Source organism: Paracnuella aquatica (assembly GCF_003332885.2).
GTDB lineage: Bacteria > Bacteroidota > Bacteroidia > Chitinophagales > Chitinophagaceae > Flavisolibacter > Flavisolibacter aquaticus.
On the sequence record NZ_QOWJ01000016.1, the window covers coordinates 1 to 15,646 of the forward strand.

The 15,646-nt window shown below is 49.0% G+C and carries 13 protein-coding genes; 9 read left to right on the plus strand and 4 right to left on the minus strand.

What is annotated here, in order from left to right:
• Window positions 1–76: 76 nt before the first annotated feature.
• Both DRJ53_RS17905 and DRJ53_RS17910 read right to left on the minus strand, forming a co-directional pair.
• Window positions 77–2,599 carry a glycoside hydrolase family 31 protein gene (locus tag DRJ53_RS17905; protein ID WP_114237044.1) on the minus strand — a complete coding sequence of 841 codons (2,523 nt, stop codon included), beginning with the start codon at window positions 2,597–2,599 and terminating at the stop codon, window positions 77–79.
• A 343-nt stretch (window positions 2,600–2,942) separates the two neighbouring features.
• On the minus strand, window positions 2,943–4,253 hold the full coding sequence (locus DRJ53_RS17910; RefSeq protein WP_114237045.1) for a sugar MFS transporter: 1,311 nt from the start codon (window positions 4,251–4,253) through the stop codon (window positions 2,943–2,945).
• Between the two features lie 370 nt (window positions 4,254–4,623).
• Here DRJ53_RS17910 and DRJ53_RS17915 point away from each other — a divergent pair, with 370 nt between their 5' ends.
• Window positions 4,624–5,766, plus strand: coding sequence for an MBL fold metallo-hydrolase (locus tag DRJ53_RS17915; RefSeq protein ID WP_114237046.1), 1,143 nt, complete (start codon window positions 4,624–4,626; stop codon window positions 5,764–5,766).
• Window positions 5,767–5,799: 33 nt separating this feature from the next.
• Here the strand turns inward: DRJ53_RS17915 and DRJ53_RS17920 are convergent, their stop codons facing one another.
• Window positions 5,800–7,290, minus strand: a complete 1,491-nt coding sequence (locus DRJ53_RS17920; protein WP_114237047.1) for a calcineurin-like phosphoesterase C-terminal domain-containing protein — start codon at window positions 7,288–7,290, stop codon at window positions 5,800–5,802.
• Between the two features lie 481 nt (window positions 7,291–7,771).
• On the opposite strand from DRJ53_RS17920, the gene DRJ53_RS17925 reads away from it, so the two are divergent.
• The 3 genes from DRJ53_RS17925 to DRJ53_RS17935 all read left to right on the plus strand — a co-directional run bounded on the left by DRJ53_RS17925 (window position 7,772) and on the right by DRJ53_RS17935 (window position 9,282).
• Complete coding sequence (locus tag DRJ53_RS17925; RefSeq protein ID WP_114237048.1) at window positions 7,772–8,563, plus strand: glucose 1-dehydrogenase; 792 nt, start codon at window positions 7,772–7,774, stop codon at window positions 8,561–8,563.
• A gap of 90 nt (window positions 8,564–8,653) precedes the next feature.
• Complete coding sequence (locus DRJ53_RS17930) at window positions 8,654–8,959, plus strand: GNAT family N-acetyltransferase (RefSeq protein WP_114237049.1); 306 nt, start codon at window positions 8,654–8,656, stop codon at window positions 8,957–8,959.
• Between the two features lie 26 nt (window positions 8,960–8,985).
• Window positions 8,986–9,282, plus strand: a complete 297-nt coding sequence (locus DRJ53_RS17935; RefSeq protein WP_114237050.1) for a phosphoribosylpyrophosphate synthetase — start codon at window positions 8,986–8,988, stop codon at window positions 9,280–9,282.
• Between the two features lie 14 nt (window positions 9,283–9,296).
• On the opposite strand, the gene DRJ53_RS17940 is transcribed toward DRJ53_RS17935, so the two are convergent.
• Window positions 9,297–10,880, minus strand: a complete 1,584-nt coding sequence (locus DRJ53_RS17940; RefSeq protein WP_241558601.1) for a glycoside hydrolase — start codon at window positions 10,878–10,880, stop codon at window positions 9,297–9,299.
• 134 nt (window positions 10,881–11,014) lie between these two features.
• Here DRJ53_RS17940 and DRJ53_RS17945 point away from each other — a divergent pair, with 134 nt between their 5' ends.
• The 5 genes from DRJ53_RS17945 to DRJ53_RS17965 all read left to right on the plus strand — a co-directional run bounded on the left by DRJ53_RS17945 (window position 11,015) and on the right by DRJ53_RS17965 (window position 15,584).
• Window positions 11,015–11,539 (plus strand): DinB family protein, encoded by a 525-nt coding sequence (locus tag DRJ53_RS17945; protein ID WP_114237052.1) that lies wholly within the window; start codon window positions 11,015–11,017, stop codon window positions 11,537–11,539.
• Between the two features lie 124 nt (window positions 11,540–11,663).
• On the plus strand, window positions 11,664–13,859 hold the full coding sequence (locus tag DRJ53_RS17950) for a B12-binding domain-containing radical SAM protein (protein ID WP_114237053.1): 2,196 nt from the start codon (window positions 11,664–11,666) through the stop codon (window positions 13,857–13,859).
• Between the two features lie 72 nt (window positions 13,860–13,931).
• Window positions 13,932–14,810, plus strand: coding sequence for a DMT family transporter (locus DRJ53_RS17955; protein ID WP_114237054.1), 879 nt, complete (start codon window positions 13,932–13,934; stop codon window positions 14,808–14,810).
• A gap of 122 nt (window positions 14,811–14,932) precedes the next feature.
• On the plus strand, window positions 14,933–15,295 hold the full coding sequence (locus DRJ53_RS17960) for a type II toxin-antitoxin system RelE/ParE family toxin (RefSeq protein WP_241558603.1): 363 nt from the start codon (window positions 14,933–14,935) through the stop codon (window positions 15,293–15,295).
• Entirely contained in the window at window positions 15,267–15,584 is a 318-nt protein-coding gene (locus DRJ53_RS17965) for a helix-turn-helix domain-containing protein (protein WP_114237055.1), read from the plus strand. Before DRJ53_RS17960 ends, DRJ53_RS17965 begins: the two co-directional genes overlap by 29 nt.
• Window positions 15,585–15,646: the final 62 nt, after the last annotated feature.

A 15,646-nucleotide genomic window follows, 5' to 3' on the forward strand; every position in this document is an offset into this window, starting at 1 on the left:
GCCGGAGGCATCTTTTTCACCAACGACATACTAAAAATCAAACAAAAATCACGAACTTAACCCAGCAAAACCCTCTCTAAGAACTAGTCCACTTTCTTTTGACGACATACACTTTTTGTGTGATGTCGGTTGCGGCAACCCTTACCAGCAACTGCGGATTTTTAGTGATGGCTACTTGCTCAAATGCACTACCTTTTGTAGCAAAATTATTCAGGCTGGGTGCGGCTTCATAAAAATAAACATTGGTACCCGCTACAAAACTTTCCTTTGATGCTGCTTTTTTCAACACAATCGGGCGGCCGCCCACCGATACCGAAACACCTGTTGGTGGCTGCGTTACATTGATGCGAAACTCAGTGGTCTTGTTTTTTACAAAGCCATTAAAATCACCTTTAGCACGATGCACGGTAATGGTTGCCCTATTGGCCACCACCGAAGATTGAATCAGCGTAGTAACGCCTTTGCCTTCCATATATTCCTCGGTTAAACCGTCATCGTCATACTCGATAAACGAGCTGTTGCCATCGGGGTATACCTCATAAATACGCAGCCCATTATCAATTTCGGAAACATTGTTGTTGGCATTGGTCACCGGGATGATGGCGCCACTCCTTACAAACAAGGGCAACTTCCACAACGGTGCAGCGTAATGATTTAAAATGCTGCCGCCAGCATACACCTGCCCGGTAAAATAATCGATCCATGTCCCTTTGGGTAAATAAATACCGTTGCGGATGTCGTTGCCTGCCGAATCTATTTTTGTTGGCTGGTAAACCGGCGCCACTAAAAAGTTGGGACCATACAGGTATTGGTATTGTGTGGCTTTTCCCAATGTGTATGAATTTGCATCGTACAAAAACATAGGGCGGATCTGGGGCAGGCCGCTTACCGCCTCCCGTGCAATGCTATACTCATACGGCAGCAGCATTGATTTTAATTTCAAATAAGTCCGGTTGATAGAGGTGTATGGCTCGCCCAGTACATGCGGATATTTTTCATTGCTGCCCCAGCCATCCATGTTCAGTTGCATGGGCGTAAATGTTTTCCATTGAAAATCGCGGGCCAGTACCACCGGATTTTTACCACCAAAAATGCCATCCATATCCGACCCAATGTTTGGCTGCCCGGCCAATCCCGAACCGATATACGTAGGAATGTGAAAGCGAATGTACTCCCACACGCCGCCGGTCTGGTCGCCCGTCCACACGCCGGCATATCGCTGCGTGCCTGCCCAGCCATCGAGTGTAATGATAAACGGCCGTGCATTATTGCCATGCCGCCGCATGGTGTGGGCTACGTCGGCCACGCCGTTTAGCCCAAACGAATAGCCGGGTCCAACCCAGGCCACATCGGTCTTTAATACCCGTACCTGCGCAACGCCCACTTCTTTTACAATATCGCGTTGCAGCAGTGCACTGACGCCTTCTTTTGGATGCAGGTCCGATTGTGTCCACAACCCAATTTGCACGCCTTGCCTGCGTGCATAATTACCAAAGGATTGCAGGTTCAGAATATTGCTATCCAGCGTGCTGGATTGCCCGTAACCCGCACCGTATCCATCATTGGGCAAGATCCAGCCCAGTGGCATATCGTGTGCCTTGTAGCGGTCCACCACGGCACGTGCTGAAAATGGATAGTTGTTCAACTCACCATTGAGCGACTCCCTCACACCACCATTTTCACGCTGGCTTTCTTTATACCTGCGGCCGTTTTCGAATAAAATGCCTGTTGTATCTTCCTTCCAGTAATCTCGGTTGTAGGCATTTAAATGTCCTTCGTAAAAAGCAAACTTGGGCAATAAAACAGGCTTACCGGTAAGTTGATAAAAATCGTTGAGCAGCGCGGCCGGCCGATCGTTGATCATAAAAAATACGTCGAGGTAATCTGCTTCATGATGCAGGTGCACCACACCTTTTTCGGCTGCACCAAAATCATACTTTCCCCTTTTGAACGTGTGCCACAACAGCCCGTATCCACTGGTGCTCCAGTAAAACGGTGTTGGCGAAGCCACGCCTCCATCGGTCCAGCTGTTTTGGTTTTCAATGGCAATGGCTTTGCCTTTATGCGAAAACCGCCCATTCTGAACACCGCCTCCGTAGAAGTATTCTTGCTCTCCTTCTTTTAACTTCAGCGTGGCACCTTTCCTGCCCACATGCACCGGCGCAAGTGTTTCTGCCACCAGCTTTTTCTGCCCATTAAAAATAAGCAACCGGCTGCTGCGTTTGTCTATCAACACACTGATTGCGCCGGTAGTAATATTGACCTCATTGGCGCTATTGCCAACCACAAGTTTTGAAACTTTTGTACGTGGCTCATCCACCAGTATGCGTGCCAGTGGCTTTGCTTCCGGGTCGCGCAGGCTGCCCGTGTCTGCATCCAGGAACAAACGGAAAATATGATTGCCATAAAAATCAAGGATCATCTTTTGCCCGTTGCTTAATTGTAATTCAACCGTAGTGGTATTTACCTTGCGTGCACTTACAATGGCAACAGAATCATCCTTTGTTTTTGCAACGAATTGCTGGCTGCTGGCAGGCAATACGTTTAGAAACAAAAAGGCAATCATTAAAAGAACGAAACCTTGGGTAGTAAATCGCATGAGCAATCAGTGTGGATCTTAAATAGTGTTGCTTAAAGGTATAGCAGAAGCACGCTGTAGTTGCATGCAAACGGTTGCATCAGTTTGGCTAGCGCAAATAATTTTATTTTCATTGCTGATCGCCACCTGCCCTTACCCTATTTGCTATTGCGCAACCAATCGATACCTCAATGCAATCAAAGCATCATGCAATACTACAGTAGCGCTCATAAGAAGTGCAGCACTAAAAAAAGGGGTGCCTAAGCAGCACCCCCGTTGTTGAAAGCGAGTATTGATTGCACGTTGTATCTTTTATTAATTGCCTATTGAAAGGCATTAATGATTTATCATTTAAAAAAATACACTACATACTGCTTACCACTGCAGCTACTGGTTTTACGGCCCGCACCTTTTTACTGCGTCCTACTTTATGCCCTTTCTGCGCGTAATACAAAATGTATAAATAGGCAGGCAGGCAACACAAAAGAAACGCACCGTTGTTCGACATCAGGCCGCTGTCTTTAAGTGCAGTATAAAACAACGGTATCAGCGCACCACCCGAAATGCCCATGATGAGCAGTGCTGAACCGGTTTGCGTAAAACGCCCCAGGCCATCAATAGCCAGCGGAAAAATGACCGGCCACATCAATGCATTGGCCAAACCCAGCAAGGCAATAAAAATAATAGCGGTATAGCCACTGCTGAAGAAAATACAAACACTAAACACCACACCCAGGATGGCAGAAATTTTGAGCGCCATTTGCTGCGACAGCAACCGCGGAATGGCAAAAATGCCCACTACATAACCGGCAAGCATGGCAAAGAGTGTGAACGAAGTAAAATACTTAGTTTCATCAAGCGGCAGGCCCAACGCGTTGCCGTAAATACCAATGGCATCGCCTGCAAGCACTTCCACACCGAGGTACACAAACAGGCAAAGCACACCCAGCATCAGGTGCGGAAACTGAAATACATTTTGCTTGCTGCCCGAGCCTGTTTGCGGTTCTTCTTTAGTTGCTATTTCGGGCAACGACGACCTGCTGATCATGATGGCCAACAGCAACAAAACAATTGCAATAACAACGTAGGGCATGATCACCCGGTCGGCCAGTTGCTGTAGCAGGCCAGCTTTCACCAATGGGTTTTGCTCCGCAATGATCTGCGTTTCAATGGCACCGGCATTTTTTAAAATAAGCGCACCCAGCACCAGCGGGCTTACAATGCCCGCCACTTTATTGCAAATGCCCATGATGCTGATGCGCTTTGCCGCACTTTCCATGGGCCCGATGATGCTGATGTACGGATTGCTGGCGGTTTGCAACAAGGCAAGGCCCGCACCTTGTATGAACAAACCAAGCAAAAACAGCGGGAAGCTGCGGGCATAAGCCGCAGGTATAAATACCACAGAGCCAATGGCCATTACTACCAGGCCCAGCGCCATGCCGTTCTTGTATCCTGTTTTGCGCAGTATGGCCGATGCCGGCAGCGCCAGGAAAAAATAAGCCATGTAAAAAGAAAACGTTACAAAAAATGCCTGCACATCGCTTTCCAGTTGGCAAGCAAGTTTAAGAAAAGGAATCAGCGTTCCGTTGAGCCAGGTAACAAAACCAAAAACAAAAAACAAGATGCCCATAATGGCAAGCGGGGAAACGGTACCTGTGTTACGCGCAGACATAAACAAAATGAATTTGGCCGCTGAAAGTAGGTAATGATTGTACCCATTGGACCGCTGCGGGCTGCACAAACGTTTGCGCTAATCGGAGCCGGGCAATGATGATCAGTGAACAGGAACGGGTCATTTCATTTTGACAGCAATTGTTTGAAGCAAAATTTACTAAAGCAACCAATGGCAGTAACAACATGGCTGTAGCCAAATAAACAGTGGTAAAACCACCGCATTTTACCTTGAGCTAAACAAAGCATTGCTCTTTGCTGTTAAATGCAACACAAATACTGCGCAAAATGCAGCACTGCCGCAAGTTTGCAGCAAACGGAGCCGGTGCAGCAACTAATTTTGCCACCGCATTGATGCGTTTTTATAAAAAATGAAAAAGGCTTTACGGCTGTTTACCCGGATGATGATCCTACTGGTTTCGATTGTATTGATAATGGTGGTTGCGGCCCTGATCTTTATGCAGCATCCAAAGTTTGGTGCAGCGCCAAAAGGCAAACGACTGGAACGAATGCAGGCATCGCGGCATTATAAAGACGGTGCTTTTGTAAACCGCTCCCATACGCCAGCACTTACCGAAGGGCACTCCATGACCAAGGTAATGTTCAACTTCTTTTTTGGCAAAGGCCCCAATACCACACCGCAAGGCGCTATACCTTCTGTACGCACCGATCTTAAAAACCTGCCCGCTGGCGACTGGCTTTTTTGGTTTGGGCACTCCTCTTATTTTATTCAAACGGACGGACTGAAGATATTGGTGGACCCTGTGTTCAGCGGTAATGCTTCGCCTATGCCGGGCACTACGCGGTCGTTTAAAGGCACCGATGTGTATGCCGCTGCCGATATGCCTTTTGTAGATTACCTGCTTATTTCACACGATCATTACGATCACCTCGATTATGAAACCATATTGGAGCTAAAAGGTAAGGTGGGCAAAGTGATCTGCGGCCTGGGCGTGGGTGCACACCTGGAGCGCTGGGGCTTTGTACCGGAAAGCATCATTGAAATGGATTGGGATACCGATGTTGCGCTGGCTAATGGCAGCAAACTTTTTGGCCATACCACCAGGCATTTTTCCGGCCGCGGACTAAAGCGCAACGGAACGCTGTGGATGTCGTACCTGCTGCAAACACCCACCCGAAAAATATACATTGGCGGCGATGGCGGTTATGATGGACACTTCAAAAACATTGGTGCGCAGCATGGCACCATCGACCTGGCTATTTTGGAAAATGGCCAGTACAACGAAGCATGGAAAGCCATTCATTTTTTACCCGGCGAAAACCTGCAGGCCGCAAAAGAGTTGAATGCAAAAAGATTGATGCCGGTGCATTCCGGAAAATTTTCGCTGGCCCTTCACGATTGGGATGAACCCCTCAAGGAAATGGCAAGGTTAAACGATCAATTTGGGTTGCCGCTTGTTACGCCAAAGATTGGTGAAGCTGTAAACCTCAACGACACGGCGCAACAATTTTCGCAGTGGTGGAAAAATGTAGGCCGGCAGGTGCAGCCATAAAAAAAGCCTGCACGCCGCCGGCATTTTATTTACCTAAGCCAACTTGGTTTGTGCCGTGTACGTATTGCCAAAACGATCGGTGGCTTTTACCGTAATTTCTTTGGCGCCGGCTGCAGGTTGCGCATAAAACAAGTGGTCGGTTTTGGTGGGCTCCACAAACTTGTGTTTCTGCGGTAGCTCGGGGCCTGCAAACAACTCCACAGCCCAGGGATCCAGTCCTACCTGTTGCTTCATTGTGCCTTTAGCTACACCGTCTTCAAACCACTCTACTTTCCACTGCGGATCCCAGTTCCAAACATTGGCCACAACTGCTGCACTGTTGGCCTTATCGCGGCCCGGCGCATATACCCGCAACTGCTCGTTGCGCTGCAGCCCGGTGCCTTTATAATACCATTGCAATTCGCTTCCGTTTACTTCGTACACACCATAGCCGCTGGGCGTGCCATCGCTGCAAATGGGCCCGGTCCACCACGCACCGCAAACCGTTCCGTGTACATGCTCGGTAATTGCGCCTTCCGTCCACGATTCGCTTACATGCGTGTGCCCCGACATAATATGCGCTTTGAACGGCGTCAGCAGTTTATACAATTGCTTGCGGTTTTGCACTGTGCCGCCCATTTCTTCTTCCTTGCCGTTGCGGCGTGCAGCGCCTGTATTGGTAGGTATATGCAGGCTTACCACCACGGTGCTGCCCGGCGCCACCAACGCCAGGTCCTTTTCCAGCCACGATAGCTGCGCTTCGGTGATGTAGCCAATATACTTTTTTGCAGTGCCTACAAAAAACACATCGTCGAGCACTACGTAGTGCACCGCACCGCGGTTGAAGGAATAATAAGTGGGGCCAAATTCTTTCTTGAATGTTTTAGCCGAAGCTTCATCGCCTGCGGCATCGAGGTCCATATCGTGGTTGCCCAGTACATTGAAAAACGGAACGCCGGAAATAGCAATAGCTTCTTTATAATCTTCGTACAGGTCAAATTTATCCCACACCAGGTCGCCGCAACCAATACCATGAAACAGCGTGTTTTTTGGATAAGATTGCACCACTGCTTTCAGGTCGGGGGCCGAAGTGGTTTTTAATTCCGTAGCATCGGCTTCCGAAATCACCTGTGGATCGGCCCACACCACGAAGTTGTGTTTGGTATCGTCAACAGGGAGTTTTTCCAAAATAAAGTTGGCGGTAAAGGCACTGCTGCCCGCAGCAATGCGCTGGTAAAAACGGGCCACACCCCGCTCCTGCGGAAATGCGTATCCTGATGGCACACTGATGTACACAAACTCCGCCGCGCTGCTTGCAACCAGCTCGTATGCACCACGGCTATCGGTGCGCACCACGCTGCTGCCATCGGTAACGGCCACGCCGGCAATGCCTTTGCCTGCCGCAGTTATTTTACCCCGGATGGTAATGATGCCTGCACCGTGCTGTTTTGTAATGGTAGATGCTGCCTGAACCGCCGCTGCCGGCGTTGCAATGCCTGCACCCAGCAGGCCAAAGGATCTAAGAAAATCTCTTCTGTTGAACATACAAAAGCATGGTTATGGTGGTGTAAAAAAGATCAGTTCATCAAACAACAACGCAACGATGCAATGCATCATACAACACACTGCGCCAGTTGCAGCACTACCATGTTGCATGAATCATTTACCTCTGTAACAATAGCCATTTTGTTGGCCGTGCAAATATGGGCAACCGGCACCGCACCCATGTTACCACAGTATTAATTTACTGTTTTCAAATGGAAAAGAACGAGGCGGCATTTGCCTGGTGCAAAAGCATGCACTGTTGCCATTTATTTACATGTAAACAACCACAACAAATTGATTATAGTCAATGCAATTCCTTGCCTTTAGGCAACACATTGCAGGTATGCACCGCAGTAACTTTGCTGTACTAACGACAGATACTGACAGCGTGTGTGCTTGCATTTGCCCGTAAATACAACTATTTTGATTTGAGCAAACCTGCAGGGCACTACACTTATTATTCATCTTTAAATAATACATGATGAACAGTTTTGAAAACAAATCCATTATTATTACAGGTGCAGCTATGGGCCTTGGTTTGGCTGCGGCTAAAGATCTGGCCGCCCGTGGCGCCAACCTTGCATTGGTTGACTATAACGAAAGCAGTCTTGCAGAAGCGAAAGACAGCATCACCAAAGATTTTCCCAATGCAAAGGTCATCACCATCGTTGCCGATGTATCGAAGGAAGAAGCGGTAAAAAACTATGTTGATGAAACGGTAAAAGCATTTGGCCGCATTGATGGCCTGTATAATAATGCCGGCATTGAAGGCAGGCAGGCAAGCATTACCGAGTACGATTTAGCTGTATTCAAAAAAGTGATAGACATTAACCTGATGGGTGTGTATTATGGCCTTCGCTATGTTATTCCCGTGATGCAAAAACAAAAATATGGGCGCATTGTAAACGTGGCTTCGGTAGGCGGCATCCGTGGCGTGTTTCACCAAATGCCTTATGTGGCCAGCAAGCATGCCGTATCGGGCATGACGAAGAATGCAGCGCTGGAATATGGCAAGGACGGCATCACCACCAATGCTATTGCACCAGGCGCCATTCTTACACCCATGGTGGCAGAAGCCTTTAAGCAGGTAAACCCCGAAGACCCCAAACTGGCCGAAACCGAATACGCCAAAGCCAACCCAACCAAGCGATTGGGCTTGCCCGATGAAGTTGCAAAAGTGGTGTCGTTTCTTTTGAGCGAAGAATGCTCGTATGTGAACGGGCAAACGATTGCCATTGATGGCGGCCAATCAAACAGCTATGGCAACGTGTAAATAAACAGGCAGTGATGAATAGAGCAAGACCGTGCCTGGATGATCAGGTGCGGTTTTGTTTATTTGACAACAATCCTTCAAAATAATTTTATGGATCAGGTTCAACTACAGTTAGACGATCAAGGCAAAGGCAGTTTTTACATAACAGAAAACAACGAGCAGCTGGCACTGATGGAAGTTGGTGTAAACGGCAACACACTTACAGCATACCACACCGAAGTATCGGAAAAGGCGGAAGGCCGCGGCTTTGCAAAAGCGCTGCTACACGCAATGGTGGATCATGCAAGAACGCACCAGTTGCAGGTGGTACCGCTCTGCCCTTTTGTGCATGCACAATTCAAACGCCACCCGGACATGTATGCCGATGTGTGGCATGCGCCGGAACGCAAATCGTAATCTGAAAACACACACAATGATTAGCCATGAGTAACTACACTACTGTTTCGCAAACGCTGAATGCTTTGAAAAACGAAGGCTACGACCTTGATTTTAACCTGAAGCAGGATTGCGTAGAATGCAAGGGACTGGAACTGCATCCCGATGAATTTATCATCGACCGGTTTTACCGCTTTGAAGGCGCCAGCAACCCCGATGACAATGCCATTGTGTATGCTATTTCCTCTGCCAGCGGGCTGAAGGGCACATTGGTTGATGCATACGGCGTGTACGCCGACAGCCTGACGCAGGAAATGATTGAAAAGCTGCGGATAAAACGCTAACCTAATTTCACTCTTTAATTCACCACCACCGTGGTAATGGACCGTGCAGGCAGCAACACATCATTGAGGCTGCGCAAGCCACTGCTCCGCATGTTATCTTCACCCGCTGCCGTAGTTACATAGCGCCGCAGCTTTTTTACCTTCCCGCCATTGGCCAGCTGCACTTGCAGCGGCTGTTCCCTTTCCGTGTAATTAATGGCCACCAATACCGTTTGTCCCTTGCCGTTAGTATAGGCGGTAAACATGGTTTGCTGTGCTGCGGCTATATCATCCAGGCCATCGCTGCGCAACACCTGCAGGCGCTGCATGCCGGGCCGCACAAACAAGCTGTAATGCCCCAATGCCCACAGGTTTTTGGTAATGGCGTACGTGCCGTTTACAAACCCCGAATCGGGTTGCAGCGCAATGAGGTAATAGCGTGTATCAAATGCAGCGCTGCCCGGCTCGTAAGCATTCCACAAATGCCATGCAGTGGCGTTGGCCACGGCCAGGTCGGTGTGGATGACTTTGGCTAAAAATAAAGCGCAGTCCATGGGTGTGCGGCGGCCCCTGGCTCCTTCCCTGAACCCATCGCCCAGCATGGAGTACTCCGACTGCCAGAAATCAACGCCGTATTTTTTGGCCGTATCGGCCAGCTTTTTCCGTACGTTGATTAGGGTGCTGTCGCCCGTATCGGTAAAATAACTGTGGCCCGCCACTACTTTGGGCACGGTGCTCATGCGGGCTAAGCTAAGTAAAGAAGTATCGGTAAAAAATTGCTGTATCTGCCGCGATGCAGCCGTGTTGCCTTCGTATAAAAAGGTAAGCATCGCTGCTTCCGGCGCCGTGATCTTTGTAGTAAGTCGTTTTGCTTTTAACGCACTGTCCAGCCCCTGCACCACGCGGTGTATTTCCCTGTTGGTCCACGGTGTGCCTTCCTGTTTTGCGTTGCCCATTTCGCCGGTCCAGTCCCACTGCGGTTCATTTACCGGGCTTACATATTTAAAATGCAATCCCTGCCGGTCAAAGTGCTGCACCACATCGGCCAGGAAGCCTGCAAATGCGCCATAGCTGTCCGCTTTAAGGTTGGCGCGGTAATCTTTTGCGGTTTTAAAACCCAGCCCGTTTTGTGCAAACTGCACCGGCGGCGTGTTGGAAAAAAGAATCAGGTTCTCCACGCCATGTTCTTTTGCTTTTTGCAAAAACCAGCGGTAACCTTCCTGTTTGTTCCAGTCGTAACTGCCATCTGCATTGACAAAACTTTCCACGCGGCGCTGCGGGTCGCGAATGCCGCTGGCAACGCCCTGCTCCGCAGTGCCGCCGCCTGCATTAAAGCGAAATGCCGATACACCAATGCCCCTCGGATTGCCCTGCGCATCCAGCTGTTTGCTAAACAGCAGCTCCGCAATGCGCTCCTTTTTTTCTGCTGGCCAGTATTTGCCCACCGCCTCGGAGTACCAGCAACCCGATACGCCGATGTGTTCGATGGTTTGCACCGGTTGTTTGGCATCAATAGTGAGCACCAGTTTAGGCACTGCCTCTTGTGCCTGTGCAGCACCGGCAAAAAGCAAAAGGCTTGTTGGGATGGTCAGCAGAAAACGAAACATGGATGTACGCATAACAAATGTTTAGGCGGCACCTTCTTTTGTGAAAGCTAAATACAAAGGGCTTGCCTGCCAAACGGCAATGTATGTAAACCGAAGATGTGTCTGTTCATAAACATTATCTTTCTATTCAAAAATTTTATCCGGCTATGATGGATGAATTGGAAGATGCACTGATGACATGGAAGAATGCATTGGCGGATTACAACGAAGCAATGCTTTTGCAAAAGCCTGCGTTAAACAGCTGGTCGATGGGCCAACTGTACATGCACCTGGTGGCAGAAACTTCTTTTTACCTCACACAGGTCGACGCCTGTTTGCGCAGCCCGCAGAACAGCGACCAGCAGCCCACTGCCGAAGGCAAGGCCATGCTGGCTGCAAACAGTTTCCCGGATATGCGCATTGAAGGCCCGCCCACCAATGCCCTGGTGCAACAACCGGCAGACAAAGCACAATTGATAGCTGGATTTGACGACCTGCTTAAAACACTTCAAAGGGTAAATGCTCAAGCCGCAAACAGTTTGGCTGTAGGTAAAACAGCGCATCCCGGTTTGGGCTTTCTTAATGCAGCGGAATGGGCACAATTTGCCGCCATGCATTTGCGCCACCACTTGCGGCAGAAGGCGCGGATTGATTCTTTTCTGGCAACGCATGCTGGCGAAACAGAACATTGAAATGAACATAACTGTTAATATTCTTCTGCCGATGCTGCTTTGTGGCCGTTGCACTTGTTATAAAACCAACGCCGGTTGGCACTTGCAGCAAGCCCGCCGTATTTTTGCGGCTTAAATCAGCCGTTTGAACCAGCCCGTTTTACTTATTACGCCTCCGTTTACCCAACTCAATACCCCATACCCGGCTACGGCCTACCTGAAGGGTTTTTTGAACACCAAAGGCATTGCTGCGCACCAGGCCGACCTGGGCATTGAAGTAACCCTGGCGCTGTTCAGCAAAGCGGGTCTTACCAAGCTGTTCGATCATATTGAAAGAGCAGGTGAGCAACATACACCTAACATTGCCCGGATGGTGGCGCTGAAAGAAGATTACATCCACACGGTTGATGAAGTGATCTTGTTTTTGCAGGGCAAGCGGCCTACGCTGGCGCACCTGATTTGCAAGCGGGAGTTTTTGCCCGAGGCCGACCGTTTTGCGCAACTCCCCGACCTGCAATGGGCCTTTGGCAGCATGGGCATGCAGGATATGGCCAAACACCTGGCCACCATGTACCTCGAGGACCTGAGCGACCTGATCAAAGAAACCGTCGACCCGCATTTTGGCTTTAGCCGCTACGCCGAAAGCCTGGCCCGCTCGGCCAACAGTTTTGATACTCTGTACGCCGAATTGCAACAGCCCTACACTTTTACCGACCATATTCTAATAGACCTGCTGCAGCAAAAAATGGAACGGGTGCAACCGGCACTTGTGGCGCTATCGGTGCCTTTCCCCGGCAACCTGTACACGGCACTGCGTTGCGGCCAGTGGATCAAACAAAATTATCCGCAGGTAAAAGTGGCCATGGGCGGCGGTTTTGCCAATACCGAACTGCGGTCGCTGAGCGATGGGCGGGTATTTGATTTCTTCGATTTTATTACCCTTGATGACGGCGAAGCGCCGATGGAGCAGTTGATCGCTTTTGTGAATGGGCAAATCGAGCAGCACGAACTCAAGCGCACCTTTTTGCGCATAGGCGGCGCCGTTAGTTATATCAACAACAGGGCCTGCACCGATTACCGGCAGGGCCAGGTGGGCACTCCCGATTATAGCGACCTGCCGCTGGATGGATATATTTCCGCTATTGAAGTGATCAACCCCATGCACAGCCTGTGGAACGACGGCCGCTGGAACAAGCTCACCATGGCGCATGGCTGTTATTGGGGCAAATGCACTTTTTGCGATATCTCGCTGGACTACATTAAAAACTACGAGCCTATTGCGGCATCGTTGCTGGTAGACCGCATGGAGCAGATGATCGAGCAAACGGGCCAGAATGGTTTTCATTTTGTAGATGAAGCTGCACCGCCTGCTTTGATGAAAGCCATGGCGCTGGAGATCATCCGGCGTAAATTGGTAGTAAGCTGGTGGGCCAATGTGCGGTTTGAGCGGAGCTTTACCCGCGACCTTTGCCTGCTGCTCAAAGCATCGGGTTGTATTGCAGTGAGCGGCGGCCTTGAAGTGGCCTCCGACAGGCTACTGAGCCTGATCAACAAAGGCATTACCATGGCGCAGGTGGCGCGGGTGTGCCAGCATTTTTCCGAAGCGGGCATTATGGTGCATGCCTACCTGATGTATGGCTTTCCAACGCAAACGGCACAGGAAACAATTGATTCGCTGGAAATGGTGCGGCAGCTGTTTCAAACTGGTGTGTTGCAGTCGGCGTTTTGGCACCTGTTTACCATGACGGCACATAGCCCCGTGGGCCTGAACCCCGAGAAGTTTGGTGTAAAAAAAGTAACCGAACTGGTGGGTAGTTTTGCCAACAACGACATTGAACACATCGACCCAACCGGCGCCGATCACCAAAGCTTTGGCTTTGGATTAAAGAAAGCGCTGCTCAATTATATGCATGGCGCCTGCTTTGATTTTCCACTGCAAAAATGGTTTGATTTTAAAGTGCCGAAAACCAGTGTACCACCTGATTATATCCGCAGGGCCATTGAAGAACCCGAGATCTCTTCGGGTAAAAACAGCAAGGTGGTGTGGCTAGGCAAACAGCCCAAAACAGAAGCCATCATCAAGTCGAAAAAAGGCGTGCAATGGAGTGTGCTGTCGCTTACTTTTCAAACCAAGAAAAGCAGCTTTAGCATCAGTGTGGATCCCGAACAAGGTGCATGGCTGGCGGGGTTGTTGCCGAAAATTGCCGTGGCCAATCCTGCGCAATTGACCCGACAGATGATTGAAGCAGATTATGAACGTGCCGGTCTCGAAGACTTCGATCTTTTCTGGGACAACAAGCCCGTAAGTACTTTATATAAAGCTGGCTTGCTGCAGGTGTAACCACTGTAAACAACCACGCCTGTAGTTTGCCTGCTTGTATGTAGCTTCATCAGCAATAAACCACGAACCTATTTGATTTCTGCATTTTCATTGGCACTGGCGGTATTGCTCCGGATTCTTTCCAACCCGTTGGGCAATGTTGTGCAAAAACAACTCACCAACCGGGGGCATCACCCCCTGCTGGTAAATTTTCTTACTTATCTGTTGCTGGCCATTGCTTGTTTGGTAATTATTGTACGTACCGACTGGCAGGCGTTGCCGCCGGCATTCTGGTGGTACTCCATTTTGGTGGGCATCACCGGTGCCTTGGGCAATGCATTTCTGGTAAAGGCTTTGCAGGGCGGCGACCTTTCAGTGCTGGGTCCCATCAATGCTTACAAATCGGTGATCGGGATGATCGTTGGTATTTTTTTGCTGGGCGAAATACCGGGCTTTTGGGGCGTGGCAGGTGTCCTGCTGATCATCTACGGCAGCTATTTTGTTTTGGACACTACAGAAGAAAGGTTCTCTTGGGCGCTGCTGCAAAAAAGCGCCATTCAATACCGCATCTGGGCCATGATGCTCACCGCTATTGAGGCTGTGTTCATTAAAAAAGTAATCATTGCTTCTTCCACCACTATTGCCTTTGCAAGCTGGTGTTTTTTCGGGGCTATTTTCTCCTTTGTATTGTTGCTGGTGTACCGGCTGCACGTAGCCACAGAACTAAAAAAAATAAAGCGGGCGGATTATATCAAATACCTGTTGCTGGTGCTGTGCATCGGCACCATGCAGTATACCACCAATTATGCATTTGACCACATGCCGGTGGGATATGCGCTATCACTATTTCAACTCTCTACCCTGGTCAGCGTGTTTTTGGGATATAAAATATTTGCCGAAAAAGATATGCGCAAAAAGATGCTGGGCGCCGCCATTATGATCGTGGGTTCGGTCATTATTATTTTGTTGTAAAAAAACCCTGATGTTGGCGGTCATGCATAGAGCGACGCCCCCTCAAATTCAGAGAGCCAAGTCTTGCAGAATTTTCACAAAACAAGCATTGCAGATGTTCACTATTTAGCTAACTTTGGGTGGTGGAACAAAACTTCATTCGCAACATCTTTTACTACAAACATTATTATCTGGACTTTTTTGAAAAGCAAACAAAAGATGTGCAAAAGAAGTTCAACTGGACACTGCAACTAATTGCCACGATTGAGCGAGTGCCTGCCAAGTATTTCCAACACATGGAAGGCACGGAAGGAATTTATGAAGTGCGTGTTGAAGTCGGCAGCAACATCTTTAGAGCCTTTGCTTTTTTTGATGAAGGGCAGCTTGTGGTACTTGGAAATGCGTTTCAAAAGAAAACACAGAAAACGCCCAAGAACGAACTTGATTTAGCTAAAAAAATTAAAAAGGAGTATTTCGATGAAAAGTCAAAAGGATCCCAAAAATAAAAACCTCACATCTTTCTCTGACCACCTTGAACAGCAGTACGGCAAACGTGGCACGAAGAAAAGAGAAACTTACGAACAAGAGTTTGAAGCTTTTAAACTGGGTGTGCTTATTCAGGAAATGCGGGAAAAGCAGAACTTGACACAGGAGCAACTTGCACAAAAGTGCGGCACGACCAAATCTTATATTTCCCGCATCGAAAATAATGCGAGTGACATTCGCCTTTCGACCCTCATGCGAATTGTGCGGGATGGACTGGGCGGACACTTAAAACTGTTTGTAACATCTTGACGACAATAGCACGAACCGCCAACATTGCATTGCTGCAAGTGTGGCTGAACTGCTGCTATTCA

Bases quoted from the DNA above. Each gene is read 5' to 3' on its own strand.
- DRJ53_RS17920 (WP_114237047.1), bottom strand. From the start codon at position 7,290: ATGTTCAACAGAAGAGATTTTCTTAGATCCTTTGGCCTGCTGGGTGCA.
- DRJ53_RS17910 (WP_114237045.1), bottom strand. From the start codon at position 4,253: ATGTCTGCGCGTAACACAGGTACCGTTTCCCCGCTTGCCATTATGGGC.
- DRJ53_RS17945 (WP_114237052.1), top strand. From the start codon at position 11,015: ATGATGGATGAATTGGAAGATGCACTGATGACATGGAAGAATGCATTG.
- DRJ53_RS17935 (WP_114237050.1), top strand. From the start codon at position 8,986: ATGAGTAACTACACTACTGTTTCGCAAACGCTGAATGCTTTGAAAAAC.
- DRJ53_RS17915 (WP_114237046.1), top strand. From the start codon at position 4,624: ATGAAAAAGGCTTTACGGCTGTTTACCCGGATGATGATCCTACTGGTT.
- DRJ53_RS17965 (WP_114237055.1), top strand. From the start codon at position 15,267: ATGAAAAGTCAAAAGGATCCCAAAAATAAAAACCTCACATCTTTCTCT.
- DRJ53_RS17930 (WP_114237049.1), top strand. From the start codon at position 8,654: ATGGATCAGGTTCAACTACAGTTAGACGATCAAGGCAAAGGCAGTTTT.
- DRJ53_RS17905 (WP_114237044.1), bottom strand. From the start codon at position 2,599: ATGCGATTTACTACCCAAGGTTTCGTTCTTTTAATGATTGCCTTTTTG.
- DRJ53_RS17925 (WP_114237048.1), top strand. From the start codon at position 7,772: ATGAACAGTTTTGAAAACAAATCCATTATTATTACAGGTGCAGCTATG.
- DRJ53_RS17940 (WP_241558601.1), bottom strand. From the start codon at position 10,880: ATGCGTACATCCATGTTTCGTTTTCTGCTGACCATCCCAACAAGCCTT.